Origin of the sequence: Candidatus Effluviviaceae Genus V sp., from assembly GCA_014728125.1 — a bacterium.
In the GTDB taxonomy this organism is placed as follows: domain Bacteria; phylum Joyebacterota; class Joyebacteria; order Joyebacterales; family Joyebacteraceae; genus WJMD01.
In genome coordinates this window covers 1-22,651 of the sequence record WJMD01000171.1, presented here as the reverse complement: position 1 = coordinate 22,651, position 22,651 = coordinate 1, and the positions used below count along the sequence as shown (strand labels likewise).

Sequence of the window (22,651 nt, the reverse complement as noted above, 5' to 3'; positions counted from 1 at the left end):
TCGCCTCGGGCGTGTACTTCTGCCGTATGCAGAGCGAGGACTTCACCGGTTCGACGAAGGTCGTTCTGCTGAAGTAGTGGGGATCGAACGGGACGGAGAGCCGTCCCGGCCCACCCGGAGCCCGGGTCCCTCAGTACGAGGGGCCCGGGCTTTCTTCTGGCGCCCCGTCCCGTGCCGCATCCTGCGGCTCGGGACGTCCCGGCCCCGGATTACGGGTGGATCTCCGACATCGCCTGAACGAGCAGCGGGGAGGGACTGTTCGGGCTGTTACTCATTGATAAGTTGCGTATATGTGGTATAATAAATGCATTGGAGGTTCCACGGGGCCAGGTGTAGGGTTTGACGGGAACCCGGGCCCCGCACGGGCATCCAAACCAGTGTGGGACAAACACGTCAACACACCGGCTCGGGGTGGTTTGCCCTGCTCCGTGGCCTGAACAGCAGTTCGGATACATGGAGGTGTTTCGTGTCGAGACCGGCGGCCTTTCTCATCGCGCTTCTGCTCGTTCCGATGACCGCCTTTGCCGCGACCGTGCAGGTTGCGGACGGTGGCTCCGTGTCGGTCGACGTGCTGGAGTCGACGGCGGAGCGTACACTGCTCGAGCTGACCATCGGGAGCTTCGATCGCACGCCCGTGACGATCGAGGGGTCCCAGCACTACTCGGTATCGCTGCCCGGCGAAGGCCGGATGCGGATCAAGGGGCATCCCGCGCTGCCGATGGTGGCGAGGAGCATCGCGATACCGGGTGACGCGGAGATGTCGGTACGCGTCGTATCCGCGCACTCAGTGGACTACGGTGAGACCCCCGTGGTGCCGTCGAAGGGCGTGCTGCTCCGGACGGTCGATCCTTCGAGCGTGCCGTACACGTTCGGCGACGTCTACGAAACGGCACGGTCGTACCCACAGCGTCTCGTCGAACTCGGTGAGCCCTACATCATGCGAGACGTCCGGGGCGTGGCCGTCAGGTTCACGCCGTTCCACTACAGCCCCGCCACGAAGACCCTCCGCGTGTACGACCGCGTTGTCGTGGCGGTAGAGCGTTCCGGCACGTCGAGCAAGAACGTCATCAAGGAAGAGCGAATGGCGCCCCTCGATCCCGAGTTCCGGCGTATCTACGAGGAGCACTTCGTGAACTTCACGCAGTCTCCCTCGCTTCGCTACTCACCGGTCGACGAGAGCGGCTCGATGCTGGTCATCGCGTACGATTCGTTCATGACCGCGATGGAGCCGTTCGTCGAGTGGAAGAACCAGATGGGGATTCCGTGCGAGATGGTCGGGACATCGACGACCGGAACGAGCGACACGGACATCAAGAGCTACATCCAGAGCTACTACAACACGCACGATCTCGCCTACGTGCTGCTCGTCGGCGACGCCGCGCAGGTGGCGACCCCCTATAACGCTGGCGGTTCGTCCGACCCGACGTACTCGCTGCTTGCCGGTACGGACAACTACCCCGACATCCTCGTGGGTCGTTTCTCGGCGGAGACCGTGGCGCAGGTCGAGACGCAGGTCCTGAGGTCGATCGAGTACGAGAAGCTCCCGGACGCATCGGGAGACTGGTACCATGTCGGGACGGGCATCGCCTCGGACCAGGGGCCCGGGGACGACAACGAGTACGACAACGAGCACGTCGACAATATCCGGACCGACCTCCTGGGCTTCACGTACACCGCGGTCGATCAGATCTACGATCCCACGGCGTCGGCCAGTCAGGTCACTGCCGCGCTGAACACGGGCCGGGGCATCATCAACTACACGGGCCACGGCTCGACGACGAGCTGGGGTTCGTCGGGCTTCAGCTCGACGAATATCAACGCGCTGACGAACGACAACATGCTGCCGTTCATCATCAGCGTCGCCTGTGTGAACGGATACTTCAACGGCACGACATGCTTCGGTGAAACCTGGCTCAGGGCGTCGCACGGCTCCGAGCCGACGGGAGCCATCGGGGCGTACATGTCGTCGGTCAACCAGTCGTGGGAGCCTCCGATGCAGGCGCAGGACGAGAGCACCGACCTCCTTGTGGCCGGCGCGAAGCGCACGTTCGGCGGGCTCTGTTACAACGGCAGCTGCCAGATGATGGACGAGAGCGGCGCAGCCGGCGAGGAGATGTTCCTGACCTGGATCATCTTCGGCGACCCGTCGATCAGGGTGCGGACCGACACGCCGACGTCGCTCTCCGTTCTTCACGATGACACGATCGATCCGGTCACCGGCTCGTTCGACGTGACGGTCAGCGGGGTCGAGGGCGCACTCTGCTCCCTCTACGGCAACGACACGCTCTACGGCTCGGCCGTGACCGACGCGTCCGGCGACGCGACCATCCCCGTGAGCGGCGCAATGAGTCAGGGCGACACGCTGACGGTGACCGTGACGTCGTTCAACGCCGTCCCGTACTTCGGGACCGTCGAGGTCGGCCAGACCTACACGCCGGTCGTCTCGGTGACACCGTCGGCCTTCGAGCTGACCCTGGAGCCCGGGGCGAGCACGGTCCAGACCATGGACATCGCCAACGTCGGAGAGAACCTCTCGATCCTCGCGTACTCCCTGGAGATCGTGGATGCCGGCCGCTCGCGCAGCGTCGACGGCTCGACCGTGGCCGTTTCGCCGAGCACGATGACGCCGGGCACGACCGCCGACTTCTACTTCTCACTGACGAACGCCAGTCCGGACGACGAGTGGGTCAACGGCGCAACGCTCAACTTCCCGCCGGGTGTGACGGTCAACTCGTGCTCGGACTTCCAGATCAGCGGACGCGCTCTGGCCTGGGATGGGACGACGGGCGACGGTGTCACGGTCACCTGGAGCGGCGACTGGTGGAACATCGTCTACCCGGCCGAGACGGCGACCGCGACCATCAGCCTGACGATCGACGGCTCGTTCAGCGGAGATGCCGACATCGGATACACCATCCAGGGTGACGGATACGGAAGCGCACCGCACTCTGTGAGCGGCACCGTGACGCTCGAGGGCCCGAGCGGTCCGAGCGTCGAGGTCGTCGCGCCGAACGGCGGCGAGATCTGGGGTGTAGGCGAGGTTCACGACATCGAGTGGACCGGTACCGGAGGCTACACCGACGTCGGCATCGACTGCTCGACGGACGGGGGCACGACGTGGACCACGGTCGTGTCGTCCACGCCGAACGACGGGGTCTACGAGTGGACCGTCGACGTGGACGTCTCCGACGACTGTCTGATCAGGGTGACGACCGACTCGAGCCCGTCGGTCAGCGACATGAGTGACGGCGCCTTCTCGGTCTATCAGCCCGTGACATGGCTCGCCGCGACCCCTGTCGAGGGCGACGTCGACGCGGGGTCGTCCGAGACCATCGAGCTCACGTTCGACGCTACCGGGTTGATCGAGGGTGACTACCTCGCCGACATTGTTGTTACATCGAACGGCGGCGACCCGGTGACCGTCCCCGTGACGCTGCATGTCTCCGATACGGGCGTCGAGGGCAGAATCTCCTCCGAGCTCGTGCTGTTCGGCAACTACCCGAACCCCGTCGGGCCTGCGACCAACATCTACTTCTCGATTCCGGAGCCGAGCCGGGCGAGCGTCTCGATCTACGACGTTGCCGGCAGGCGCGTGAAGACGATCCGGAGTGAGACAATGCCCGCCGGCAGACACGAGCTCTCGTGGGACGGCAGGAACAACGAGGGCGAGCGCGTCTCGTCCGGCGTCTACTTCTACAGGCTCGAGGCCGCCGGCGAGAGCAGGAACGCGAAGCTCCTGGTGATCAAGCAGTAGTCCCGTGAGACGGGTGAGGGGGCTGGCCCCGAACCCGGACCCTCCGGTGACGAGACCACAAGAGAAGGGGCCGCCCGGTCGGGCGGCCCCTCTTTTCATCTCCTGCAGCTACTGCCTACTTCAGGTAGATCATCTTCCGGGCGTCTTCGCGCTCGCCAGCGGTCAGGCGGTAGAAGTAGATCCCGCTCGACACCGGCCTGCCGGAATCGTCGCGTCCGTTCCATTCCACAGCGTGCGGCCCGGCCGTCATCGGGCCGTCGTGCAGCGTCGCCACCCTGCGGCCGGCGACGTTGTAGACGGCGAGTTCGGCATCGGTCGCGACCGGCAGGTTGAAGGCGATGCGCGTGCCGGCGCTGAAGGGGTTCGGAGCGTTCTGGTAGAGTGCGAACCTCGGCCCGAGGCCGTCGATCCCTGTGCCGGTCAGGTCGAGCGTCAGGGTGACGACGTCGTACGCGTCGTAGCGGGTGCCCGTCGAAAGGTGAAGGTCGAGCTCCACCACGTCGCTGTCGGGCTCGGCTGCGACGGTGAGCACGAACGGCGAGGCGGAGTTGCTGACCGTCGCGCCGCTGCCGATGCTCCCGAAGGTCGCCGTCCCGTCATCGATCGTGACGTCCGGATCCGATGTCGTGATGACGCCGGTCACCGACGACGCGGTCTCCGTCCCCAGGTTCTCGATGTCCAGAATGAGGTCGACCGTTTCGAGCGGCTCGGCCGTCGAATCGCCGTCCCCGCCCGAGGAGTCGTCGACGGTCAACCCGTCCGCCACCAGCCAGACCGCCGGGGCCGACGGCGGCTCGGTCGTGAACTTGATGGCCTGCCCGTTGACGATCTCCGCCGCTGCGGGACCGTACGTCGAGTTGTAGAGATACTGAATCCCGGCAGACTGCGTCGGGTTCTCGATGCCGGCCGTCATGCTCCAGGGATACCTGACGTCCTCGTACTGGAAGACGATCTCGCCGTCGCCGGTGGCCGTGGGGTAGTACGCTGGATCGTAGAGTATGACCTGGAAGGTCTCGGGGTTGCCGCCGCCATAGTGGACATTCTCATCGAACTGAACCACAAAGCGGTGATTGGCGCTGTCGTACCACTGGTAGATGTCGCCGCCGTCCGACGGGTCGAGGTCGTCCCAGAAGGGCGCGACCATCGCCGCCGGGCCGTGGGTGTCCGGGATCTGCGAATTGTCTCCGAAGCGGTAGGTCTGGTTGCCCAGTGCCAGGAAGCCGTTGGAGCAGATGGAGACGGTCGTGTAGTCGGTGCCGTAGTACTGGAAGGTGAACGGCAGTGAGACAGTTGTTGTCTGCGCATCCTCGTTCGTGATCTCACTGACAATGGCCCCCGGCCCGGGCGGGACGATCTCGACCCAGTCGTAGACCGGTGCGTGACCGGACCATACGTCGCCCGCATCGTAGGCGTAGTAGCCGTAGGCGTCGGGGCCCGTCGTGACGTTCCCCTCGAGGGACAGAGGGACGTTCAGAGCCTGCTGGTGTGTGTAGGTCGGTGCGGTTCCCGCGAGATCGAGAACGAGCGCGGCCGAGTAGTCCTCGGGCGCCGAGACCGAGCCGCTGATGCTCACGCGGAAGCGGTCGTTCGTGTTGGTCGCCGAGGCTCCGGACGGCATGTTGCCGAAGAACCCCGAGCCGTCGGTCACCGCAACGAACGGATCGGATGTCGAGAGCGTCCCCGTCACACCGAGGAGTCCCAGGGCTCCGTCGTTCACCAGGTCGAACGTGACCCATGCCGTCTCGCCCGGCTCGAGGAGGCCGTCTCCGTCGCCGCCCGGAGCAGCGTCGTCGATGGTGGTCGAGGTCCTCGCGAGGTTCGCCGCGGAGACCGTCAGGCCCTCGACGGGGATGAGCCACGACGCGCGTGTTCCGTCGCTCGCGAGGAGCTCAAGTCCGAGCTCCGCGCCGTCCGGTGCGGCGTTGTTCACGCTGAACGAGAGGGCGTCGAGGTTCGAACCGGTTCCGCCCGAGACGATCGTGCCGTACATGGCGGCGGAGTCGACGAGGGTCACGTGCCCTTCACCGTCGTCCAGGACGCCCGAGACGCCCGTCGCGTCATCGGGACCGGCGTTCTGGAGTGTGAGCGTGAGATCGATCGTCTCTCCGGGGCTCACGAGTCCGTCGCCGTTCCCGCCGGCGGAGTCGTCGACCAGGTGGCTGTCGTAGACGAGATAGGGGCCCGACAGTGTGACGACGGCAGAGCCCTCGTAGGGATGCATGTTGTCGCCCGTCACGGTGACCCGGAGCGTGTCCGCGCTGGCGAGGTCCAGCGTGAACGAGACCTCGCCCGACGCCCCCGTGAGCGCGGCGTCGTACGCCTCGCCTTCTGCGTAGACGCAGACCGCGGCGTTTCGGATCGGCGAGCCGTCATGCTCTACCAGGACGTTGAAGCTGCTGACCCCGGTGGGGACCGTCGCGTCATGCGTGACGTCCAGCATCCGCGGCGTGTCGGTCCAGATGCTCAGCTCAGGGTCGCCCTGGCAGTTCCAGCCCTCGTACTCGTCCTGATCGCCGTAGAGAGCGTAGACCCGGTACTTGCCCTGGTTCAGGCACTCGGCGACCGTGCCCGGCTCCGGCTGAAAGAGCTCGGAATGGTAGTACTGGTTCACGACGCTTCTCAGGTGCGCGCCGCCGGTCACGATCTCGCCTGTCGCGACGAAAGCCACCGAGCCCTTCGGGTTCGCGACCGTACCGGCCCGCATCCAGGTCTCGCACGGGTAGCCGTCGCTCGAGAAGCTCCCCGTCCCGCAGGTCGCGGACATGATGACCGGGAGCTTGTAGCCGTTGGTGGTCTGGCTGGGGTAGATGTCGAAGGGGCTCCACCAGTTCGAGACCCCCTGGCCGCGGTAGTTGACGAGCGTACGGCCTGCGTTGATCGAGGCGACCCAGTCGTCGCCGTCCGCCCCGTGCTTTCTGAAGAGCGTGTCGATGACGGCGAAGCCGGCCGACTCCATGAGATCGTAGGCGTGCCACGTGTCGTCGTAGTAGGTGGCGTCCGAGGAGTCGTAGTCGTCACGGACGACCAGGCAGGCGCTCTTGAACCAGTTCGGGTCGCTCATGAACGGTGTCCGGCGGTACCCGAGGGTCTTCGCGACCAGGAGCTCGCAGTCGGACACCGAATCGGCCGAGAACCGGCCGAGGTGGACGTCGACGACGTAGTCGGACCCTGCGAGCGTCGCGTAGTAGTCATCCGTATAGCCTGAGCCCAGTGGGACGTACTCCGTGTCGCCGACGAGCAGGATGTAGTCCGGGGGCACGGCCCACGTATCGTAGGCGTCCTGGATGTAGCTCTTGATGGCCGACGCGGAGGAACCGATGACCGAGAGCTTGGCGACCTCGACCTCGCGGCCGCGCAGGTGCTTCCATTCGGCGAACTCCTGAATGGTCGAGTAGAACGTGTCGTGGGTGATGATGAGGTACTTGCCCCGCTCATCGGACTCGTATCGCGACCTGTCGAAGTTCAGGACCTGATCCTCGTAGATGCCGGCGAAGGCCGCGCTGATCGGTCCGCTGCGGTCGAGGATGTTCGTCTCGCCCGGTGCCGACAGGTCGATCTCAACCACGATCCGGGAGAGGACGCGCGCGCTGCCCTTCGCCGGACTGTACGCGATGGGGTAGATCCTGAGCGGCACGACCCTGAGGTCGCGCATGATGGCCGGGTCTCCGATGGCCGCGAACGACGAGGGAGCGTAGGCGTCGGAGCCGTATACCGACTCGTCCGGCGGGGTGCGTTCCTCGCCGGGCAGCTGGACGGGTGCCAGCTCGAGGTCGTGAAGCTCCGATACGTCGCTCTCGAGGATCGTGAGCCTCGGACCGGCATCGCCCGGGATGGAGAGCAGCGTCGCCGCGACCGCGACCGTCGGGCTGCCGGGCTCTCCGAGGGGATGTGTGCCCGGTATCGACACGAGGTCGTAGGTTCGTCCGTCGAGGACGGTCGATGTGACCGCCGGCTCCGGAAACAGAGCCTCGACGACGATCCGGTCGGACGACGACTCGATGACCCGGAGCTCAGCCGGGGCCGAGCCGGCCGCCGCGGCAGGAAGCAGGACCGCAGTCAGGACCGCGGCAGCAAGAAGGGTGGCTATCGGTCGCGCGTGGGACATGTCGTGCTCCTCTCCGGTGGTGTGTATCGCCAGAAGCCGAGTCCGCTCGATGAGCGAACTCGGCCGTATCTCTCCGACTTTCCTCATTTTAGCACATCTTGCGAGTCTTGTCTATCGAGCTCTGGACCGCCGTACCTGACCACAGGAAGAGAGGCGGGCGGCGGTCGTCGCACGCGGCCGGGGAACGAGAGACCGTGAAGACCACGATATTCAGCTTGACAGTGAGTGGCGGCTCATATAGACTGAACTGGAAACGTAGCACTGTCTATATGGTTCATTCAGTATTCGGGCTTCGCCGGACCACAGCACGTGGGGGGCCGACGACGTCCCTCACGCGGCAGCGGGACTCCGCTCGGCGACCGGTCGGGCAGTCCGACGAGGGAGGTGACGGGCGTGGCAGGGGCAGAGGAGAGAGAGCGGGAGATTCTCGACGCGGCCGGTCGGGTCTTCGGGAAGTACGGTGTTCAGAAGACGACGGTGACGGATATTGTCCGGGAGGCGGGCATCTCTCGGGCTACGCTCTACAAGCATTTCGCAGGCAAGGAGGAGGTCTTCCGCTCGGTGCTCAGGCGGGAGATCGCGGATATCCTCAGTGCCGACAGAGAGGCAGTAGCAGAGGCGGAGACGACGCGGGAGAAGCTCCGCGCCGCCATCGTGACACACACCGACATGCTCCGCGAGAAGATCAACATCTACCAGGTCACGATGCGCGTGTTCGCGGATCTGATGCCACGATGGCGCGACCACTTCGAGCTGCTCGTCAGAGAGACCCTGGAGATCTACAGCGGGATCCTCCGGGAGGGCCACGAGCGCGGGGAGATCGTCGTGGAGGACGTCCGGCTGACGACGTGGTCGCTGCTCCTGATGCTCAAGGGCATCTTCATGGGCATTGTGAGCGGGGACGTGCAGGAGGACCGGGACGAGATAGTCGAGAGGATGCTCGACATCATCATGGAGGGATTGAGACCCCGGGAGGAGACCACATGAGAGCGGGCGCATGGACGCTGCTGATCGGTGTGGCGCTGGCACTCGTCATCGCCGCCACCACATCCCTTGCAGCCGAGCGTCTCGAGCTGAGCCTCGACGACGCGATCGAGCTGGCGCTCTCCGAGAACAGGAGCCTCAAGGCCGCACGGGCGCGCGAGATGGGTGCGAACGCGCGGGAGGGGCAGGCGCGCTCGATGCTGCTGCCCAGTGTGAGCGCGAGCGGCTCGTACACGAAACTCGATGAGAGACCGTACATGGACGCGTCGGGTTTCGGGAGTATCTTCGAGCCGCTGATGGAGCCCTTCCAGTACCTCGTGGAGCAGGGCTATCTTGATCCGTCGACGCTCGAGGGACTCGAGGGCGGGAGCGGCACGGACAAGATCTACATGGGAGACGACGACGTCTACTCGTTCGGCCTCACCGTCCAGCAGACGCTCTTCTCGGGCGGCGCCGTGTGGAACGGCTACAGGGCGTCCGAGTTCGCGGCCGACGCTGCGTCCCATCTCGCCGATCGCGAGAGAGACGAGACGGTCTACCGGACGACCGAGGCCTATCTGAACCTCGTCCGCGCTCTGGAGGGACTCGAGGTGATGGAGGCCTCCGTTCGACAGATGGAGGCTCACCTGTCGGACCTCGAGGCGATGTACGAGGAGGGGATGTTGCTCGAGAGCGACATCCTCAGGGCTCGGGTCCAAATGTCGAGCGTCCGGCTCCAGAGGAATGAAGCGGAGCACGGCGTGCGGCTCGCCCGAGCGGCCCTGGCATACGAGCTCGGTCTCGATATCGATGCCGACATCACACCGACCGACGGCCTGGACCCTGTCGGACTCCCGGAACGTGAGCTTGAGGCGTGGACCGAACGTGCCCTCGATGAGCGGCCGGACCTGCTCGCGGCCGAGGCGGGAGCCGAGGCGGCGTCGCGCGGCGTGGCGGCCGCCAGAGGTGAGTACTTCCCCAGCCTCGTCGTCAGAGGAAACTACACCTGGGACCGGCCGAACAGGGAGTATGAGCCGGAGTTCTACGACCACTGGAGCGTGACACTCGCGCTCCAGATGAACATCTTCGACTGGGGGGGACGCGGCAACAGGATCAAGGAGGCGAGGGCCGCGCGCATCGAGGCGGAGGAGACCGCGGCGATGGCGGAGGAAGGTGTTCGCCTCGATGTCACGTCGCGCTATCTGGCTCACGAGGAGGCGCTCCTGGCAGTGGCGATCGCTGAGGATGGCGCCGGACAGGCACGAGAGAGCCTGCGCGTCACGAGGGAGGCCTTCAGGAGCGGGACCGCGACGAACGCGGACGTTCTGGACGCGCAAACGGCACTGACGGCGGCCGAGATGGAGCTGGTGGACGCACAGGCACGGCTGAGGCTGGCCGAGGCCGGACTCATGCTGGCGACGGGGGTGATGAACCGATGAAGAGATACCCGACGATACTCAGACAGGCATCGCTGCTCTTCACTGTGGCGCTCGCGGCCGCCGGCTTGTCCATGGGATGTGGCGGCGGAGCCCAGGAGGAGGAGGCCGAAGCCGGAGCGGTTCCGGTCGAGGTCACCGAACTCTCGAGCGGGATGGTCTCGCCGGTCCTGGGCTACACCGGCGGCGTGCAGGGCGCGAGGAGAACCTCACTTGGCGCCGAGATCCAGGGTCGGGTCGAGACCTTCCACGTGGACGCCGGCGACCGTGTTGAGCAGGGCGACCTCCTGGTCGAGCTCGGGAGTGAACAGCTGGCCCAGGTCGAGGCGCAGTACAGGGCGGCGGAAAGGGACTGGAAGCGGATGCAGTCGCTTCACGAGAAGAACGCCATCACGGACCAGGCGTTCGACCAGGCCGAGGCCGGATACGAATCGGCGCGCGCGTCGTACGACATGATGCTCGGGAGCACGCGGATCCGCGCGCCCTTCTCAGGGTACATCACCGCCAGACACCTCGAGGAAGGTGAGCTCTTCATGCTGATGCCCGGCGGGACCGGTGCACCGTCCATTCTCGATCTCGCGGACATCAGCTCGGTATCGATCGAGGTCGAGGTGTCCGAGCGGGACTGGCCTCTCATCAGGAAGGGGCTTCCCGCGGCGATCGCCGTCGACGCATACCCGGACCGCACGTTCGACGGGAGCGTGCACCGCGTCGACGCATCGCTCGACGAGATGAGCAGGACGGCCACCGCGGAAGTTCGGGTGCCGAACCCCGAGGGACTCCTGAGACCCGGCATGTTCGCGGACGTCGAGCTCACGCTCGCCGGGCGGGAGGCCGTCCTCGTCCCGTTGGACGGACTCCTCAGACAGGAGGGAACCGGCGTCTCGTATGTCTTCGTGATCGAGGGCGGTAAGGCGCGCCGCCGCAACATCGCGCTCGGCGATGTCTTCGGCGACCGTGTCGAGGCACGGTCCGGCGTCGCTGAGGGCGACCTCGTCGTGCTGGCCGGGAGATACAGACTGGCTGACGGCGACGACGTTACGATCGAGCGAACCGCGGGGGAGGACCGATGAACCTGCCGACCTTCGCAGTCAACAGGCCCGTGACCGTCTTCATGATGTTCGCGGTGCTCGTTCTCTTCGGCGTGCTCGCCCTCACGCGGCTCCCGGTCGATCTGATGCCGGAGTTCGAGTTCCCGGTCATCAGCGTCGTCACGCCGTATCCGGGAGCCGGGTCGGAGGACATCGAATCGAACGTCACCGAGCTCGTCGAGGACGCCATGGCGACGATCAGCGGCGTCGACCACGTGAACTCGGTGTCTCAGAGCGGCATCTCGGTTGTGATGATCGAGTTCGGGTGGGACACCGACCTCAACGAGGCCGCCTCCGACGTGCGCGACGCGCTCGAGATGCTCAAGTCCGAGCTTCCCGACGATGTCGAGACCCCGATGATCGTCAAGATGAGCTCGGCCAACATGCCCATCCTCGTCATGGGCGCCACGGCGGAAGAGAACTTTCCGGGCATCCGGCACATCGTCGAAACACAGATCGCGGATCCCCTGAAGGCGGTGCCGGGCGTCTCCGAGGTGTGGGTCTTCGGGGGCCCTGAGCGCGAGATCAAGGTCAATGTCGATCCGTCGAGGCTGGAGGCCACCGGCATCACGCCGGATCAGATCGTCGACGTCCTCGCGGCCGAGAACGTCGACATCCCGGCCGGCGACATGGACATCGGGCGGTTCCGCTACACGGTTCGGGTTCCGGGCAAGTTCCAGGAGGTCTCGGAACTCGAGCGGATCGTCGTCGGTTCGTCCATGGGCAGGGTCATACGCCTGGGCGACATCGCCGACATCGAGGACGGATTCGCCGAGCAGATCATGAAGGCGCGGGCCGACAGACAGGACGGTCTCGTATTCTTCGTGTCGAAGCAGTCGGGGGCGAACTCCGTGACCATCGCGAACGCCGCCATCGCGAAGATCGAGGAGATCGAACAGGACCTTCCGCCCGACATGGAGATCTTCACGTTCTTCGACACGTCCGACTTCATCAAGAAGGCGATCAACAACCTGACGACCGCGATCTACTTCGGCGGCCTGGGCGTCATCCTCGTCGTCCTCCTGTTCCTCCGGAGGATCCGCTCGACCATCGTCATCGGGCTCACGATCCCGGCGTCCTTCATGGTGGCGCTCTTCGTGATGTACATGCTCGGCTACACGATCAACATGGTCTCGCTGATGAGTCTCTCGATCGCCATCGGATTGGTGGTCGACGCGGCGGTCGTCGTGCTCGAGAACATCACGCGGCACGTCGAGTCCGGCGAGCGCGTTCGCGAGGCGTCGATGTTCGCGCCCTCGGAGATAGGCGAGGCGCTCGCGGCGTCCACGCTGACGACGATCGTCGTCTTCGTGCCGATGATCTTCATCTCCGGCATCGTCGGCGTCCTGTCCGAGCAGATGGCCGTCGTCGTCATCGCCGCCATCGCGGTGTCTCTCTTCAGCGCGCTGACGTTGATACCGGCTCTCTCTTCGACCCTGCTCCGGAAGAGCTTCGAGGACGAGGGAGGCACGGGTTTCCGGAAGCGGGTCTTCGATTGGGGCGAACGGGTCTTCAGGCGGGTCGAGGAGCGCTATACGCGGCTCCTGTCCTCGTCGCTCGGCCGGAGGAAGCGGACGGTTTTCGTCGCCATCGGGCTCTTCGCCGTGACGATCCTGCTCGCGGGGTTCGTGAAGACCGAGTTCTTCCCGGCGCCCGATTCCGGCGAGATCGAAGCGATCCTCGAGCTGGCGCCCGGCACGACCGTCGACCGGACGATGGAGGTCCTGGGTGAGATCGAGGAGTTCATCGAGGAGGAGATCCCGGAGCGGGAGTACATGTACACCTTCGGCGGCGAGACGGGCTCGGGCTGGGGCATCATCCAGGGCGAGGCCGAGGGCAGCCACGTCGGTCACGTCGGCCTCAAACTGGTCGACAAGGAGCTCCGCGACCGCTCATCCGAGGAGGTCGGTGACGCCCTGAGGGCCAAGATGGAGTCGATGCCCGACGTCGTGAAGCACAGCGTCCGGACCGGAAGCTCCGTCGGTCAGATGATGGGGCTCTCCGGAACGCCGATCTCGGTTCAGATCAAGGGCAGCAACATGGAAGATCTCGTGCATGTTGCGGAGGAGGCCTTCGAACTCATCTCCGACGTGCCCGGCGCGGTCGACGTCGCGATCGACGTCGGCGACCCGCGGCCAGAGTTCCACATCGACATCGATCGGGACCGCGCCGCCACGCAGGGCCTGAACACCTACCTCATCGCTCAGGCACTGCGTTCACAGGTGTTCGGCGTCGACGCAACGAAGCTCCGACAGGGCGGCGACCAGTGGCAGGTCGTGGTGCGGGCGCCCAGAGGCGAGCGGTCGTCGGTCGAGGACCTCATGGCGATGCCGATCCCGTCCGTCACGGGAAGCATGGTCCGCCTCTCCTCGGTCGCGGACGTCCGCATGTCCGAGGGACCGACCGAGATCAAGCACGAGGACCAGCAGCGCATCGTCGCCGTGACCGGTCGCATCTCGGGACGCGCGCTCGGCGAGGTGGCCGGCGACGTGCGGAGAGCGCTCGAGGACCTCGAGCGGCCGCCGGGCGTCACCATCGAGCTGGCGGGCGATGTGGAGAACCAGGGCGAGGCGTTCGGCGACCTGTTCCTCCTCCTCATGCTGTCGCTGGCGCTGGTCTACATGGTGATGGCGTCTCAGTTCGAGTCGCTGCTCGACCCGTTCATCATCATGTTCTCGGTGCCGTTCGCGTTCGTCGGCGTCGTCTGGGCATTCCTGATCTCGAACACGCCGCTCAGCATGACGTCGTTCCTCGGCGTGGTGATGCTGATGGGCATCGTGGTCAACAATGCCATTGTGCTCGTCGACTACGCGAAGATCATGCGGAAGCGCGGCATGGAGCTGAGGGAGGCCGTGATGACGGCGGGCAGCCGTCGACTGCGACCCGTTCTCATGACGGCGTTCACGACGATCTTCGGCATGTTGCCGCTGGCGCTCATGCGCTACCAGGGCTCGGAGGTCTGGAGGCCGCTCGGCATCACGATGATCGGCGGGCTCCTGGTGTCGACGTTCGTCACGCTGGTCCTTGTCCCGACCGTCTACATGATCTTCCATACGAGGATCGAGGCCAGAGCGCGGAGGACGAGATGAAGCTGATACAGATGACGTACTATGTCGGCATTCACGAGGAGGTCCTCGAGATCCTCAGGGAGTTCGACGTCAGCGTGCTGAACCGCTGGCCCGGAGTGCACGGGAGGATCTCAGGAAAGGATCCGCGCGAAGAGTCGCACGTCTGGCCCGGGGCGAACTCGGTCGTGGAGTTCTGCATCGACGATGACCGGGTGGACGCCGTCCTCGAGCGGATCAGGGACTACAACCGGCAGGGCGGCGATCGCGGGATCGACGCCAACGTGCTCGATGTCGTGAAGTGCGTGCGGGCGGAGGAGACCGGCGAAGCGTAGCGCGCGGCAAGTGAGGAACCTCCGCGCGCGATCGTCCGAGAGGAAGCAGGTTGCCTGCTCGACGCGCCCGCGTTCCTGTCGCGGAGCGGGGGCGCGCTCTTCACGCGGCGTCTAGGAGAACGGCTCCTGACGGCAGCTCGGGTCGATCTCCTTCGTGCTCTCGGGGTACTGCTCGAAGAGTCGTCCCCACGGGCTCTCGCGCTTCCACTTCTCGACGACCGGGACGCCGTGCTTCGGGTACCAGAACTTGTCGTGGTACGTCTCGCTCGCCCAGATGAACATCTTGACGATCGGGGTCTGGAAGAGCAGCTTCTGGAAGATCTTGAGGGGGCTGCGCCATAGGAGCATTCCTGTCCCCGTCCCCAGGTTCACCCCGACCGTGAACCCCCATCGCTCGGCCGCGGCGTCCTCGTCTCCCACGATCTCTATCTCCCGCGGGTCGCCCTGTCCCAGACCGCGTTCCGTCGCGTGAGCGATGTAGTCGATCTCCATCGGCTCGAAGCCCATCATCCGGGCCGAGACCGCGTCGATCGCGACCTGGTCGGCCGAGGCGAGGATGACATCCTTCCGATGGGGGATGAGCGTACGGGGCCCGGGGCCGCTTCCGGCCGTGGTGCCGTCCATCGTGCAGAAGACCCCCGTGTGGATCTCCTTCTGGATGGCCAGCAGGTCGACGATCGTGTCGTGGATCCATGTGTGGGTCATGTGACGGTTGACGTTGAGAAGCCCGCCGAAGGCGTTCTTCAGGGCGCCGGTCGTCACGGTGTAGCTGTGCGTCTTGACGGTGGGGAGGTGGACGATGTTCTTCCCGAAGAAGTAGTCCGGCAGATAAATGCCGTCGGGGAAGACCTTGTCGAGCACCGCCATCGTCGCCTTCGGCCTGTACTCGATCCAGGACATGTCGTCGGGGTTGAAGTTGTGCTTCGTCGGGACGTCGTGCTTCTCGAGCACGGGGCCGAACCTGTTGTATCTGTCGCCGAGGTCGCAGATGGTGACCACCGTCTTGTTGTGGACGTCGACCAGATCCTCGAACCCCTGTTCCCTGAGCGCGAGGATCGTGCCCTCGAGCTGCCAGGGGGTCGTGTTCGAGCTGGGGTACATCAGGTGCCAGCTGATGTTGTCCTTGAGGATCGTGGTGGCTGAAGGGTCGAGAGCGTCCTTCATGCCCGCCAGCTCGCAGAGACGGCGGTAGTCGTCGAGGACGGTCTCGGGCTTCGTCCTGAGGACGGCGACCTTCTGCTTCGACACGGCGGAATCCTCCCGGGGCTCCGGCCCGGGGCCGCTTCCGGCCACCGTGTCGGGCCCGTTCGTGCGACGGGGCGGCATTCTGGCGCCGCCCCGGGGTACGTTCTGGTGCCGAAGGGGGGACTCGAACCCCCACAGGGTTAAACCCTACTGCGCCCTGAACGCAGCGCGTCTACCAATTCCACCACTTCGGCTTTGGTGCTCACACCTCCCGTAGTGTAGCGTGACGTGCATACCAAGTCAACTGACTGAATCACCGGCCTCCGGGGCAGACGCCCCGCCGCCGGGGCGATCGCAGCGCGGCGCGACGGAGGAGGCGTATGACTGAATGTCCCTCATATGCCCGTCGTGGGGCCTACATCGGCACGACGATAAGAGACGCCTGGTGGCGGCGCTACCGCAGGAGCGGCTTCCTGGCCCGCGGCAGCGGCCGGTACTGGCTCGACGGACGGGGCTTCCACTTCCTCCGGGCGCTGACGAAGCGTCCTCTTCTCATCCCCGCGTCCGCCATCGTCCGCACGTCGACGAGTTCGTGGCACGCAGGTCGCTGGGGGGGCGGGATACCGATTCTCCGCATCCACTGGGAGAGAGACGGCGTCGAGCTCATCTCGGGGTTCGTCGTCGCGCGCGGCCGCGATGCGGTCGACAAGGTCGCCCGGGACATCACCGCGTTCGCCTCGAGAGGCTGACCCGGGCCCTCCGTGAATCGCCTTGCCCGGTTGCTTCGGGCTCTGATAGCATCCGAACCAGAGTCGGCCCGGCCGGCGCCGTCGCAGGGGTGTGCCCTGCAGCGGGGGCTCGAATGGGCTCGATCGGGAGGCGGGACTTTTGGCCGAGGACGTCAAGCTCGTTGCGAAGAACCGTCGCGCGAGACACGACTATCATGTCGAGGACACCGTCGAGGCCGGTGTCGTGCTCAAGGGCACCGAGGTCAAGTCGGTACGTCTCGGCAAGATCCAGCTGGTCGACAGCTACGCCAGGGTCGAGGACGGGGAGATGTTCCTTCACGGCGTCCACATCAGCCCGTACAAGCAGGGAAACCGCTTCAACGTCGACCCCCGCAGGGTCAGGAAGCTCCTGCTGCACAAGAACGAGATCAGACGTCTGCACCGCCAGGTCAGAGAGAAGGGCGTGACTCTCATCCCGCTGTCGGTCTACCTGAGGCGCGGCCGCGTGAAGGTCGAGATCGGTCTCTGCCGCGGGAAGCGACAGCACGACAAGCGAGAGACGATCAAGCGACGCGACGCCGAGCGGGACATGGAGCGTGAGCTCCATCGAAGAGACAGGAACGTGTACTGATGAAGCTGGTGCCGATTCTCTTGCTCGTCGCGCTTCTGGCCGCTTCCTCAGCCCCGGCGTCCTACCGCATCGAGGTCGAGCCGGGCGGCCGGAGGATCCCCGCCAGGACGTTCGTTCACGAGGACGTTCCGTACGTTCATCTCGCCGACATCGCCCTCGCACTAGGAGGCTCTCGACACTGGAACCCGCGAACGGGCAAGGCGGCTCTGGTCGTCGGCGAGCATCGCTTCGTCATGTCACCCGGAAACAGGTTTGTCGCCGTGGACGGCGGCATCGTCAACGTCCTGCAGCCGGTTCTCATGCGGACCGGGGAGTTCTGGGTTCCCCCGTCGTTCCTGTCGGAGGCAGTCGCCCCCGTGCTCCATCTCGATACCGCGGTCGACCGCGAGGAGGAGCGTCTGAGAATCGAGCGTCTCGGGCCGGTCATCGGCGACGTATCCATCGAGGAGCGTACGGGCAGCACGGTCGTTGTCGTGCCGTTGAGTGAGCGCGCGGAGCTTCATGTCGAGAGCCTCGCTTCAGGGACGATCGAGGTCTTCGCGCGCCGTGCGGTGCTCTCGGATTCGGTCGACATCCCGGCCGACGGCGGTTACGTCTCCCGGGTGACAGCCGAGGAGCGTCGCGGAGGGGCCGAGCTCATTGTCGAGACGGCCGGCGGCGCAACCTCCTACCGGGTCGACCGTCTGAGAAGACCACACAGACTGGAGATCGTCGTCGAGGCGACGGCCCAGTCGGTCCCGTCGCCGGCGCTGCGCTCTCCGAAGGAGCTTCTGACGCGCCCGACGGATCCCCTGATGGCGTCGGACGAGCTCGAGGTTGTCATGATCGACCCGGGCTACGGCGGACGGGAGACGGGCGTCATCGGACGCGGCGGCGTGGCTGCGAAGGACATTACGCTCGCCGTGGCGAGAGAACTCGGAGCCGCGCTTCAGCGGAGAGGGTTCTACGTCTTCATGACGCGAAGCTCCGATTCGTTCGTTCCGGTGAACAGGCGCTGCGAGCTCGCGAACCTCGCCGATGCGGACATCTTCGTCGCTCTCAGGTGCGACGGGTGGACCTCGGGCGCGGCCGCCGGCTTTCAGGTCCACCACTACGCCGTCCCGGTGGACCCGCCGCTCCCCGTCGTAGAGCCGCGGCGTGGGGGGCTGGCGTACGATCATCCCGCGGTGCTCTCGCGCGCCGAGGAGGCGCTCCTGTGGCGACACGCTCAGGAGGAGCACATCGACGAGAGCAGGATCCTCGCGCGGCTCGTGCGGGGCGAGCTGCGCTCCGCTCTTCCGAGCGCGGACCGCGGCGTTCGGGGGCTCTCGCACTCCGTCTTGGAGGGTTGTATGATGCCGTCGGTCGTCGTCGACCTGGGCTACCTCACGAGCGGCGGCGACGCCGGGAGGGCGCAGGACGAGACCTTCAGAGCGGACGCCGCACAGGCGATCGCCAGCGGCATTGAGGCGTACAGAACCGGCTGGAAGGAGAGGAACCGGTGAACCTCAAGCGTCTGAGGATCCTCGTGGTCGCGGCGATCATCGTAGCCGTGGCGGTCGTGGTGACGGTCTGGGAGCGCGAGCCCGTCGAGGAACTGCCGACCGAGGGTGTCGTCGAAGAGGACCTCGGGGAGGGCGTGCAGTCCGTCGTACTCGCGTTCGCCGACAGCCGCGCGATGAATATCGTCGAAGAGCAGCGCGACATCGTCGTGCCCGACGACCGACCGGGTCGCGCGCGCCGGATCCTCGAGGAGCTCGTGGCCGGCCCCCGGCACGAGGGGGCGGTGCGGACGCTACCCGAGAACACCGGCGTCCGCTCCGTCTACTTCGATGACGCGGGCGGCGCCTACGTCGACTTCTCGAGCGAACTCGTTGAGGAGCACTGGGGCGGGTCGACAGGCGAGCTTTTTACAATCAGGTCGGTCGTTCGCACGCTCGCGGCGAACTTCCCGGACGTCGAGTCGGTGACCTTCCTCGTGGAGGGGGAGGAGATCGAGACGATCGCGGGGCACATCGACGCGAGCGTGCCGTTCGCAGTCGAGCAGTACCGTTAGCGAGCATGAGGGAGATGTCCTGTGGCTGACGCGCGTCCGATCGGCGTGTTCGACTCCGGCATAGGCGGCCTGACGGTCGTCTCCGAGATCATGCGGCAGCTTCCGGCAGAGTCGATCGTCTACTTCGGCGACACGGCGAGGCTCCCGTATGGGCCGAAGTCGAACGAGACGGTCACCGCGTTCTCGATCCAGAACACCGCCTTCCTGCTGCGGCACGACGTCAAGATGATCGTCGTCGCCTGCAACACCGCGTCGTCGGTCGCCATCGGACCACTGGCCGAGCGCTTCGACGTCCCGGTCATCGGCGTCATACGCCCGGGCGCCCTCGCCGCTGCCTCGTCGACGCTCGTTGGACGTGTGGGGGTCATCGGGACGGAGGGCACGATCGCCAGCGGTGCCTATCACACTGAGATCGGGCGCATCGACCGGGAGATCGAGGTGCTCGAGCAGAGCTGCCCGCTGTTCGTTCCACTGGCCGAGGAGGGGTGGACCGACCGCGAGGTGACGCTCGTGATCGCGCACGAGTATCTCCGTCCACTGCGGGACGCCGGTGTCGACGTGGTCGTCCTGGGATGCACGCACTACCCCATCCTCAAGACGACGATCGGGAAGGTCTTCGGACCCAGCGTGAGGCTGATCGACTCGGCAGAGGAGACGGCCAGCGAGGTCAGGGAACGACTTCAGACACTCGACCTGATGCGGGAGGACGATGCGCCGCGCCGGCTCAGGTACTTCGTGAGCGATGTTCCGCACCGGTTCCGCGAGCAGGCGGAGCGTTTCCTGGGCAGCGAGCTGGGCGACGTCTCGATCGTCAGCGAGGAGGAGCTGGTGGAGGAGTGCCCGTGACCCCGGACGACGTCCTCACCCTCGTTCTCGCCACAAGGAACCCGCACAAGGTCGAGGAGATCAACGCCATCCTGAGCGGGCTTCCGGTCCGTATCCTGTCGTTCAACGACCTCCCTGATCTCCCGGATGTCGTCGAGAACGGTGAGACGCTCGAGGAGAACGCCGCGAAGAAAGCCAGAGAGGTCGCGGACGCGACGGGCCGACCGGCGCTGGCCGACGACACGGGGCTCGAGGTCGAGTTCCTCGGCGGCGCGCCCGGCGTCTACTCGGCGCGCTACGCCGGAGAGCCGCCGTCGTACGAGAGGAACAACCGGAAACTCCTGAAGGAGATGGCAGGCGCATCGGAGGAAGACCGCCGGGCGGCGTTCCGGACGGTCGTCGCGCTCGCCGTTCCCGGAGGCGATGCGCGTCTCGTCGAGGGGACGATGGACGGGGTCATCCTGACCGAGCCGGTGGGGGAGGGTGGCTTCGGCTACGACCCGCTGTTCCGTCCGGACGGGGCCGACAAGAGTTTTGCCCAGATGACGAGCGACGAGAAGAACGCCATCAGCCATCGCGGGAAGGCCGTCCGGGCCGCCAGGGAACTTGTCCTTGAGCTTCTGGAGGCCGCACGAGGCGCCGCATGAGGCGTCAAGGAGGGCCTCGGTCGGGACCATCTGAACGGTCGTTCAGCCCTGTGACATGACCAAATGGCTCGCCTGTGCGCAACACCTAAGACACTTTCTCTCCGTCACTTAGAAGAATCTTACCTCCAGATGCTCTTCCTGCTTGCCGCCGCCTGAGGGGCGTGCTAGAATGCGTTTCTCGGGTTCTTTCGGGGACTTCTGAGAAGGAGATCCGACTTGGCTCTCCCCTCCACGCACGAGGGTCAAGTCATCGCCGTGGCCGCGGGCCTCCCATTGGGCCGCGGCCACGTGCTTATCCCGTGAACGCCGGTGGGGGACGGCGGTCCGGGAGCGGTCGCAGATCGGCGTGGGTGCCGGGATGTCGGCCGGCGGCAGACTGCGGATACGTCCGATCCGGCGAGCTTGACACCGTCCTGGGGCCTTCCTATCATAGAGGGTCGAAACAGGGCGGGGCGTGGCGCAGCCCGGTTAGCGCGCCTGCTTTGGGAGCAGGAAGTCGGAGGTTCAAATCCTCTCGCCCCGACCACGCGCGCGCCTGTAGCTCAGTTAGGATAGAGCAACGGACTTCTAATCCGTAGGTCGCTGGTTCGAATCCAGCCAGGCGTACCAGATGTCACGGTGGAAGTAGCTCAGTTGGTAGAGCCCTGGATTGTGGTTCCAGTCGTCGCGGGTTCGAATCCCGTCTTCCACCCCACCACCCTCAACCCCGTCCCGGAGACGGCGTTGCGGGCCGGCAGATGCGCGTGCTAGACTCCCTGAAGGAGCAGCCGGGGGAAGCGCGACAATACCCCGGGTGCACTCCCCTCGAAGCCCCGCGACGAAAGGCGGGCCTGAGGGAACGTCGGGCCCGACGGGAACCCCGAAGAGAGGACGACATATGGCAGGCAGAGGCGTCAACAAGGTCATCCTGATCGGGAATCTGGGCGGCGACCCCGAAGTCCGGCAGACCGGCAGCGGCACGACGGTGACCACGTTCAACATCGCAACGAACGAGACATGGTCGGATCGCGACGGAAACCGTCAGGAGCACACCGAGTGGCACAGGATCGTCGCCTGGGGCAAGCTGGGCGAGATCTGCGGTCAGTATCTGTCGAAGGGACGTCAGGTCTACATCGAGGGCCGTCTCCGTACGCGGACCTGGGAGGACAAGCAGGGTCAGCAGCGGAAGACGACCGAGATCAAGGCAGATGAGATGCAGATGCTCGGGAGCCGCGACGGCGGGGGCGGCGGGCAGCAGGAGCGCACGCCGGAGTTCGCCACCGAGAGCGTCAGCATGGACGACGACGATCTGCCGTTCTGACCGACCCGCGGATCGCTGATTTACAACAGAGGAACCGAGCGCCCCTAGCTCAACTAGGCAGAGCAACTGACTCTTAATCAGTAGGTTGAAGGTTCGATTCCTTCGGGGCGTACCACCGATGCCGGCCGCTCTCGACACCGAGGGCGGCCGGCCTTCTTTCTCCGGAAAGCCCAGGCGCGCCCCGGAAGGCGACGGGGTGCTCCTCCGCGCACAGATGCCGTTGTCGGAGTCACCATGCCCCCAGCGCGCGTCTTCGAGACGACAGCCAAGAGCGTTCTCACGAGGTCGAAGATCCCCGGGCTCGACTACGCGGTCAATCCGTACATCGGATGCACGCACTCCTGTTCCTACTGCTACGCGACCTTCATGAAGAAGTTCATGAAGATCACGGACCCCTGGGGTGAGTTCGTCGGTGTCAAGGTGAACGCGGCGGAGGTGCTGGCCCGCGAAGTTCGGAGGAGGCACCCCGGTCGCGTATCGCTCGGTACGGTGTGCGACCCCTATCAGGAGGAGGAGCGCCGCAGGCTGCTGACCCGCTCGTGCCTCGAGGT

Annotated in this window: 16 protein-coding genes and 5 tRNA genes; 18 read left to right on the top strand and 3 right to left on the bottom strand. The window is 65.7% G+C overall.

Annotation, left to right across the window (positions count from 1 at the left end):
• The first annotated feature begins 466 nt into the window (after positions 1–466).
• Positions 467–3,754: a T9SS type A sorting domain-containing protein gene (locus GF405_10300; protein MBD3368540.1), complete on the top strand. Its 3,288-nt coding sequence runs from the start codon at positions 467–469 to the stop codon at positions 3,752–3,754.
• A gap of 115 nt (positions 3,755–3,869) precedes the next feature.
• Here the strand turns inward: GF405_10300 and GF405_10295 are convergent, their stop codons facing one another.
• Positions 3,870–7,946, bottom strand: coding sequence for a T9SS type A sorting domain-containing protein (locus GF405_10295; protein ID MBD3368539.1), 4,077 nt, complete (start codon positions 7,944–7,946; stop codon positions 3,870–3,872).
• A 174-nt stretch (positions 7,947–8,120) separates the two neighbouring features.
• On the opposite strand from GF405_10295, the gene GF405_10290 reads away from it, so the two are divergent.
• Genes GF405_10290 through GF405_10270 form a run of 5 tightly spaced genes read left to right on the top strand, consistent with a single transcriptional unit; the run spans position 8,121 to position 14,749 of the window.
• Positions 8,121–8,846, top strand: coding sequence for a TetR family transcriptional regulator (locus GF405_10290; GenBank protein MBD3368538.1), 726 nt, complete (start codon positions 8,121–8,123; stop codon positions 8,844–8,846).
• Positions 8,594–10,261 (top strand): hypothetical protein, encoded by a 1,668-nt coding sequence (locus GF405_10285; GenBank protein MBD3368537.1) that lies wholly within the window; start codon positions 8,594–8,596, stop codon positions 10,259–10,261. The genes GF405_10290 and GF405_10285 overlap by 253 nt, the downstream gene beginning before the upstream one ends.
• Positions 10,258–11,331 carry an efflux RND transporter periplasmic adaptor subunit gene (locus GF405_10280; GenBank protein ID MBD3368536.1) on the top strand — a complete coding sequence of 358 codons (1,074 nt, stop codon included), beginning with the start codon at positions 10,258–10,260 and terminating at the stop codon, positions 11,329–11,331. The genes GF405_10285 and GF405_10280 overlap by 4 nt, the downstream gene beginning before the upstream one ends.
• Positions 11,328–14,438 (top strand): MMPL family transporter, encoded by a 3,111-nt coding sequence (locus tag GF405_10275; GenBank protein MBD3368535.1) that lies wholly within the window; start codon positions 11,328–11,330, stop codon positions 14,436–14,438. The genes GF405_10280 and GF405_10275 overlap by 4 nt, the downstream gene beginning before the upstream one ends.
• Entirely contained in the window at positions 14,435–14,749 is a 315-nt protein-coding gene (locus GF405_10270) for a hypothetical protein (GenBank protein ID MBD3368534.1), read from the top strand. Before GF405_10275 ends, GF405_10270 begins: the two co-directional genes overlap by 4 nt.
• A gap of 111 nt (positions 14,750–14,860) precedes the next feature.
• On the opposite strand, the gene GF405_10265 is transcribed toward GF405_10270, so the two are convergent.
• Complete coding sequence (locus GF405_10265; protein ID MBD3368533.1) at positions 14,861–16,075, bottom strand: DUF362 domain-containing protein; 1,215 nt, start codon at positions 16,073–16,075, stop codon at positions 14,861–14,863.
• Positions 16,076–16,100: 25 nt separating this feature from the next.
• Positions 16,101–16,188, bottom strand: a tRNA-Leu gene (locus GF405_10260).
• 126 nt (positions 16,189–16,314) lie between these two features.
• Here GF405_10260 and GF405_10255 point away from each other — a divergent pair.
• From GF405_10255 to GF405_10200, 12 genes are all read left to right on the top strand, one after another.
• A complete protein-coding gene (locus GF405_10255) occupies positions 16,315–16,683 on the top strand; it encodes a hypothetical protein (GenBank protein MBD3368532.1) in 369 nt (122 codons plus the stop codon).
• A 139-nt stretch (positions 16,684–16,822) separates the two neighbouring features.
• Positions 16,823–17,293 (top strand): SsrA-binding protein SmpB, encoded by a 471-nt coding sequence (gene smpB / locus GF405_10250; GenBank protein MBD3368531.1) that lies wholly within the window; start codon positions 16,823–16,825, stop codon positions 17,291–17,293.
• Positions 17,293–18,777, top strand: coding sequence for a hypothetical protein (locus tag GF405_10245; GenBank protein MBD3368530.1), 1,485 nt, complete (start codon positions 17,293–17,295; stop codon positions 18,775–18,777). The genes smpB and GF405_10245 overlap by 1 nt, the downstream gene beginning before the upstream one ends.
• Entirely contained in the window at positions 18,774–19,328 is a 555-nt protein-coding gene (locus tag GF405_10240; protein MBD3368529.1) for a hypothetical protein, read from the top strand. The genes GF405_10245 and GF405_10240 overlap by 4 nt, the downstream gene beginning before the upstream one ends.
• Before the next feature lie 21 nt (positions 19,329–19,349).
• A complete protein-coding gene (locus GF405_10235) occupies positions 19,350–20,174 on the top strand; it encodes a glutamate racemase (GenBank protein MBD3368528.1) in 825 nt (274 codons plus the stop codon).
• Complete coding sequence (locus GF405_10230) at positions 20,171–20,800, top strand: XTP/dITP diphosphatase (GenBank protein ID MBD3368527.1); 630 nt, start codon at positions 20,171–20,173, stop codon at positions 20,798–20,800. Before GF405_10235 ends, GF405_10230 begins: the two co-directional genes overlap by 4 nt.
• Positions 20,801–21,248: 448 nt before the next feature.
• Positions 21,249–21,326, top strand: a tRNA-Pro gene (locus tag GF405_10225).
• Positions 21,327–21,331: 5 nt separating this feature from the next.
• Positions 21,332–21,409 (top strand) — tRNA-Arg (locus tag GF405_10220).
• A gap of 9 nt (positions 21,410–21,418) precedes the next feature.
• A tRNA-His gene (locus GF405_10215) sits at positions 21,419–21,494 on the top strand.
• Positions 21,495–21,677: 183 nt separating this feature from the next.
• Positions 21,678–22,100 (top strand): single-stranded DNA-binding protein, encoded by a 423-nt coding sequence (gene ssb, locus GF405_10210; GenBank protein MBD3368526.1) that lies wholly within the window; start codon positions 21,678–21,680, stop codon positions 22,098–22,100.
• A 38-nt stretch (positions 22,101–22,138) separates the two neighbouring features.
• Positions 22,139–22,215 (top strand) — tRNA-Lys (locus GF405_10205).
• 119 nt (positions 22,216–22,334) lie between these two features.
• Positions 22,335–22,651: radical SAM protein (locus GF405_10200; GenBank protein ID MBD3368525.1), on the top strand; the 317-nt coding region annotated here is incomplete at its 3' end.

What these genes read in the sequence shown, in the direction of transcription:
- GF405_10255 (MBD3368532.1), top strand. Translation starts at nt 16,315, where the DNA reads ATGACTGAATGTCCCTCATATGCCCGTCGTGGGGCCTACATCGGCACG.
- GF405_10295 (MBD3368539.1), bottom strand. Translation starts at nt 7,946, where the DNA reads ATGAGGAAAGTCGGAGAGATACGGCCGAGTTCGCTCATCGAGCGGACT.
- GF405_10245 (MBD3368530.1), top strand. Translation starts at nt 17,293, where the DNA reads ATGAAGCTGGTGCCGATTCTCTTGCTCGTCGCGCTTCTGGCCGCTTCC.
- GF405_10275 (MBD3368535.1), top strand. Translation starts at nt 11,328, where the DNA reads ATGAACCTGCCGACCTTCGCAGTCAACAGGCCCGTGACCGTCTTCATG.
- GF405_10280 (MBD3368536.1), top strand. Translation starts at nt 10,258, where the DNA reads ATGAAGAGATACCCGACGATACTCAGACAGGCATCGCTGCTCTTCACT.
- ssb (MBD3368526.1), top strand. Translation starts at nt 21,678, where the DNA reads ATGGCAGGCAGAGGCGTCAACAAGGTCATCCTGATCGGGAATCTGGGC.
- GF405_10265 (MBD3368533.1), bottom strand. Translation starts at nt 16,075, where the DNA reads ATGCCGCCCCGTCGCACGAACGGGCCCGACACGGTGGCCGGAAGCGGC.
- GF405_10285 (MBD3368537.1), top strand. Translation starts at nt 8,594, where the DNA reads ATGGCGCGACCACTTCGAGCTGCTCGTCAGAGAGACCCTGGAGATCTA.
- GF405_10270 (MBD3368534.1), top strand. Translation starts at nt 14,435, where the DNA reads ATGAAGCTGATACAGATGACGTACTATGTCGGCATTCACGAGGAGGTC.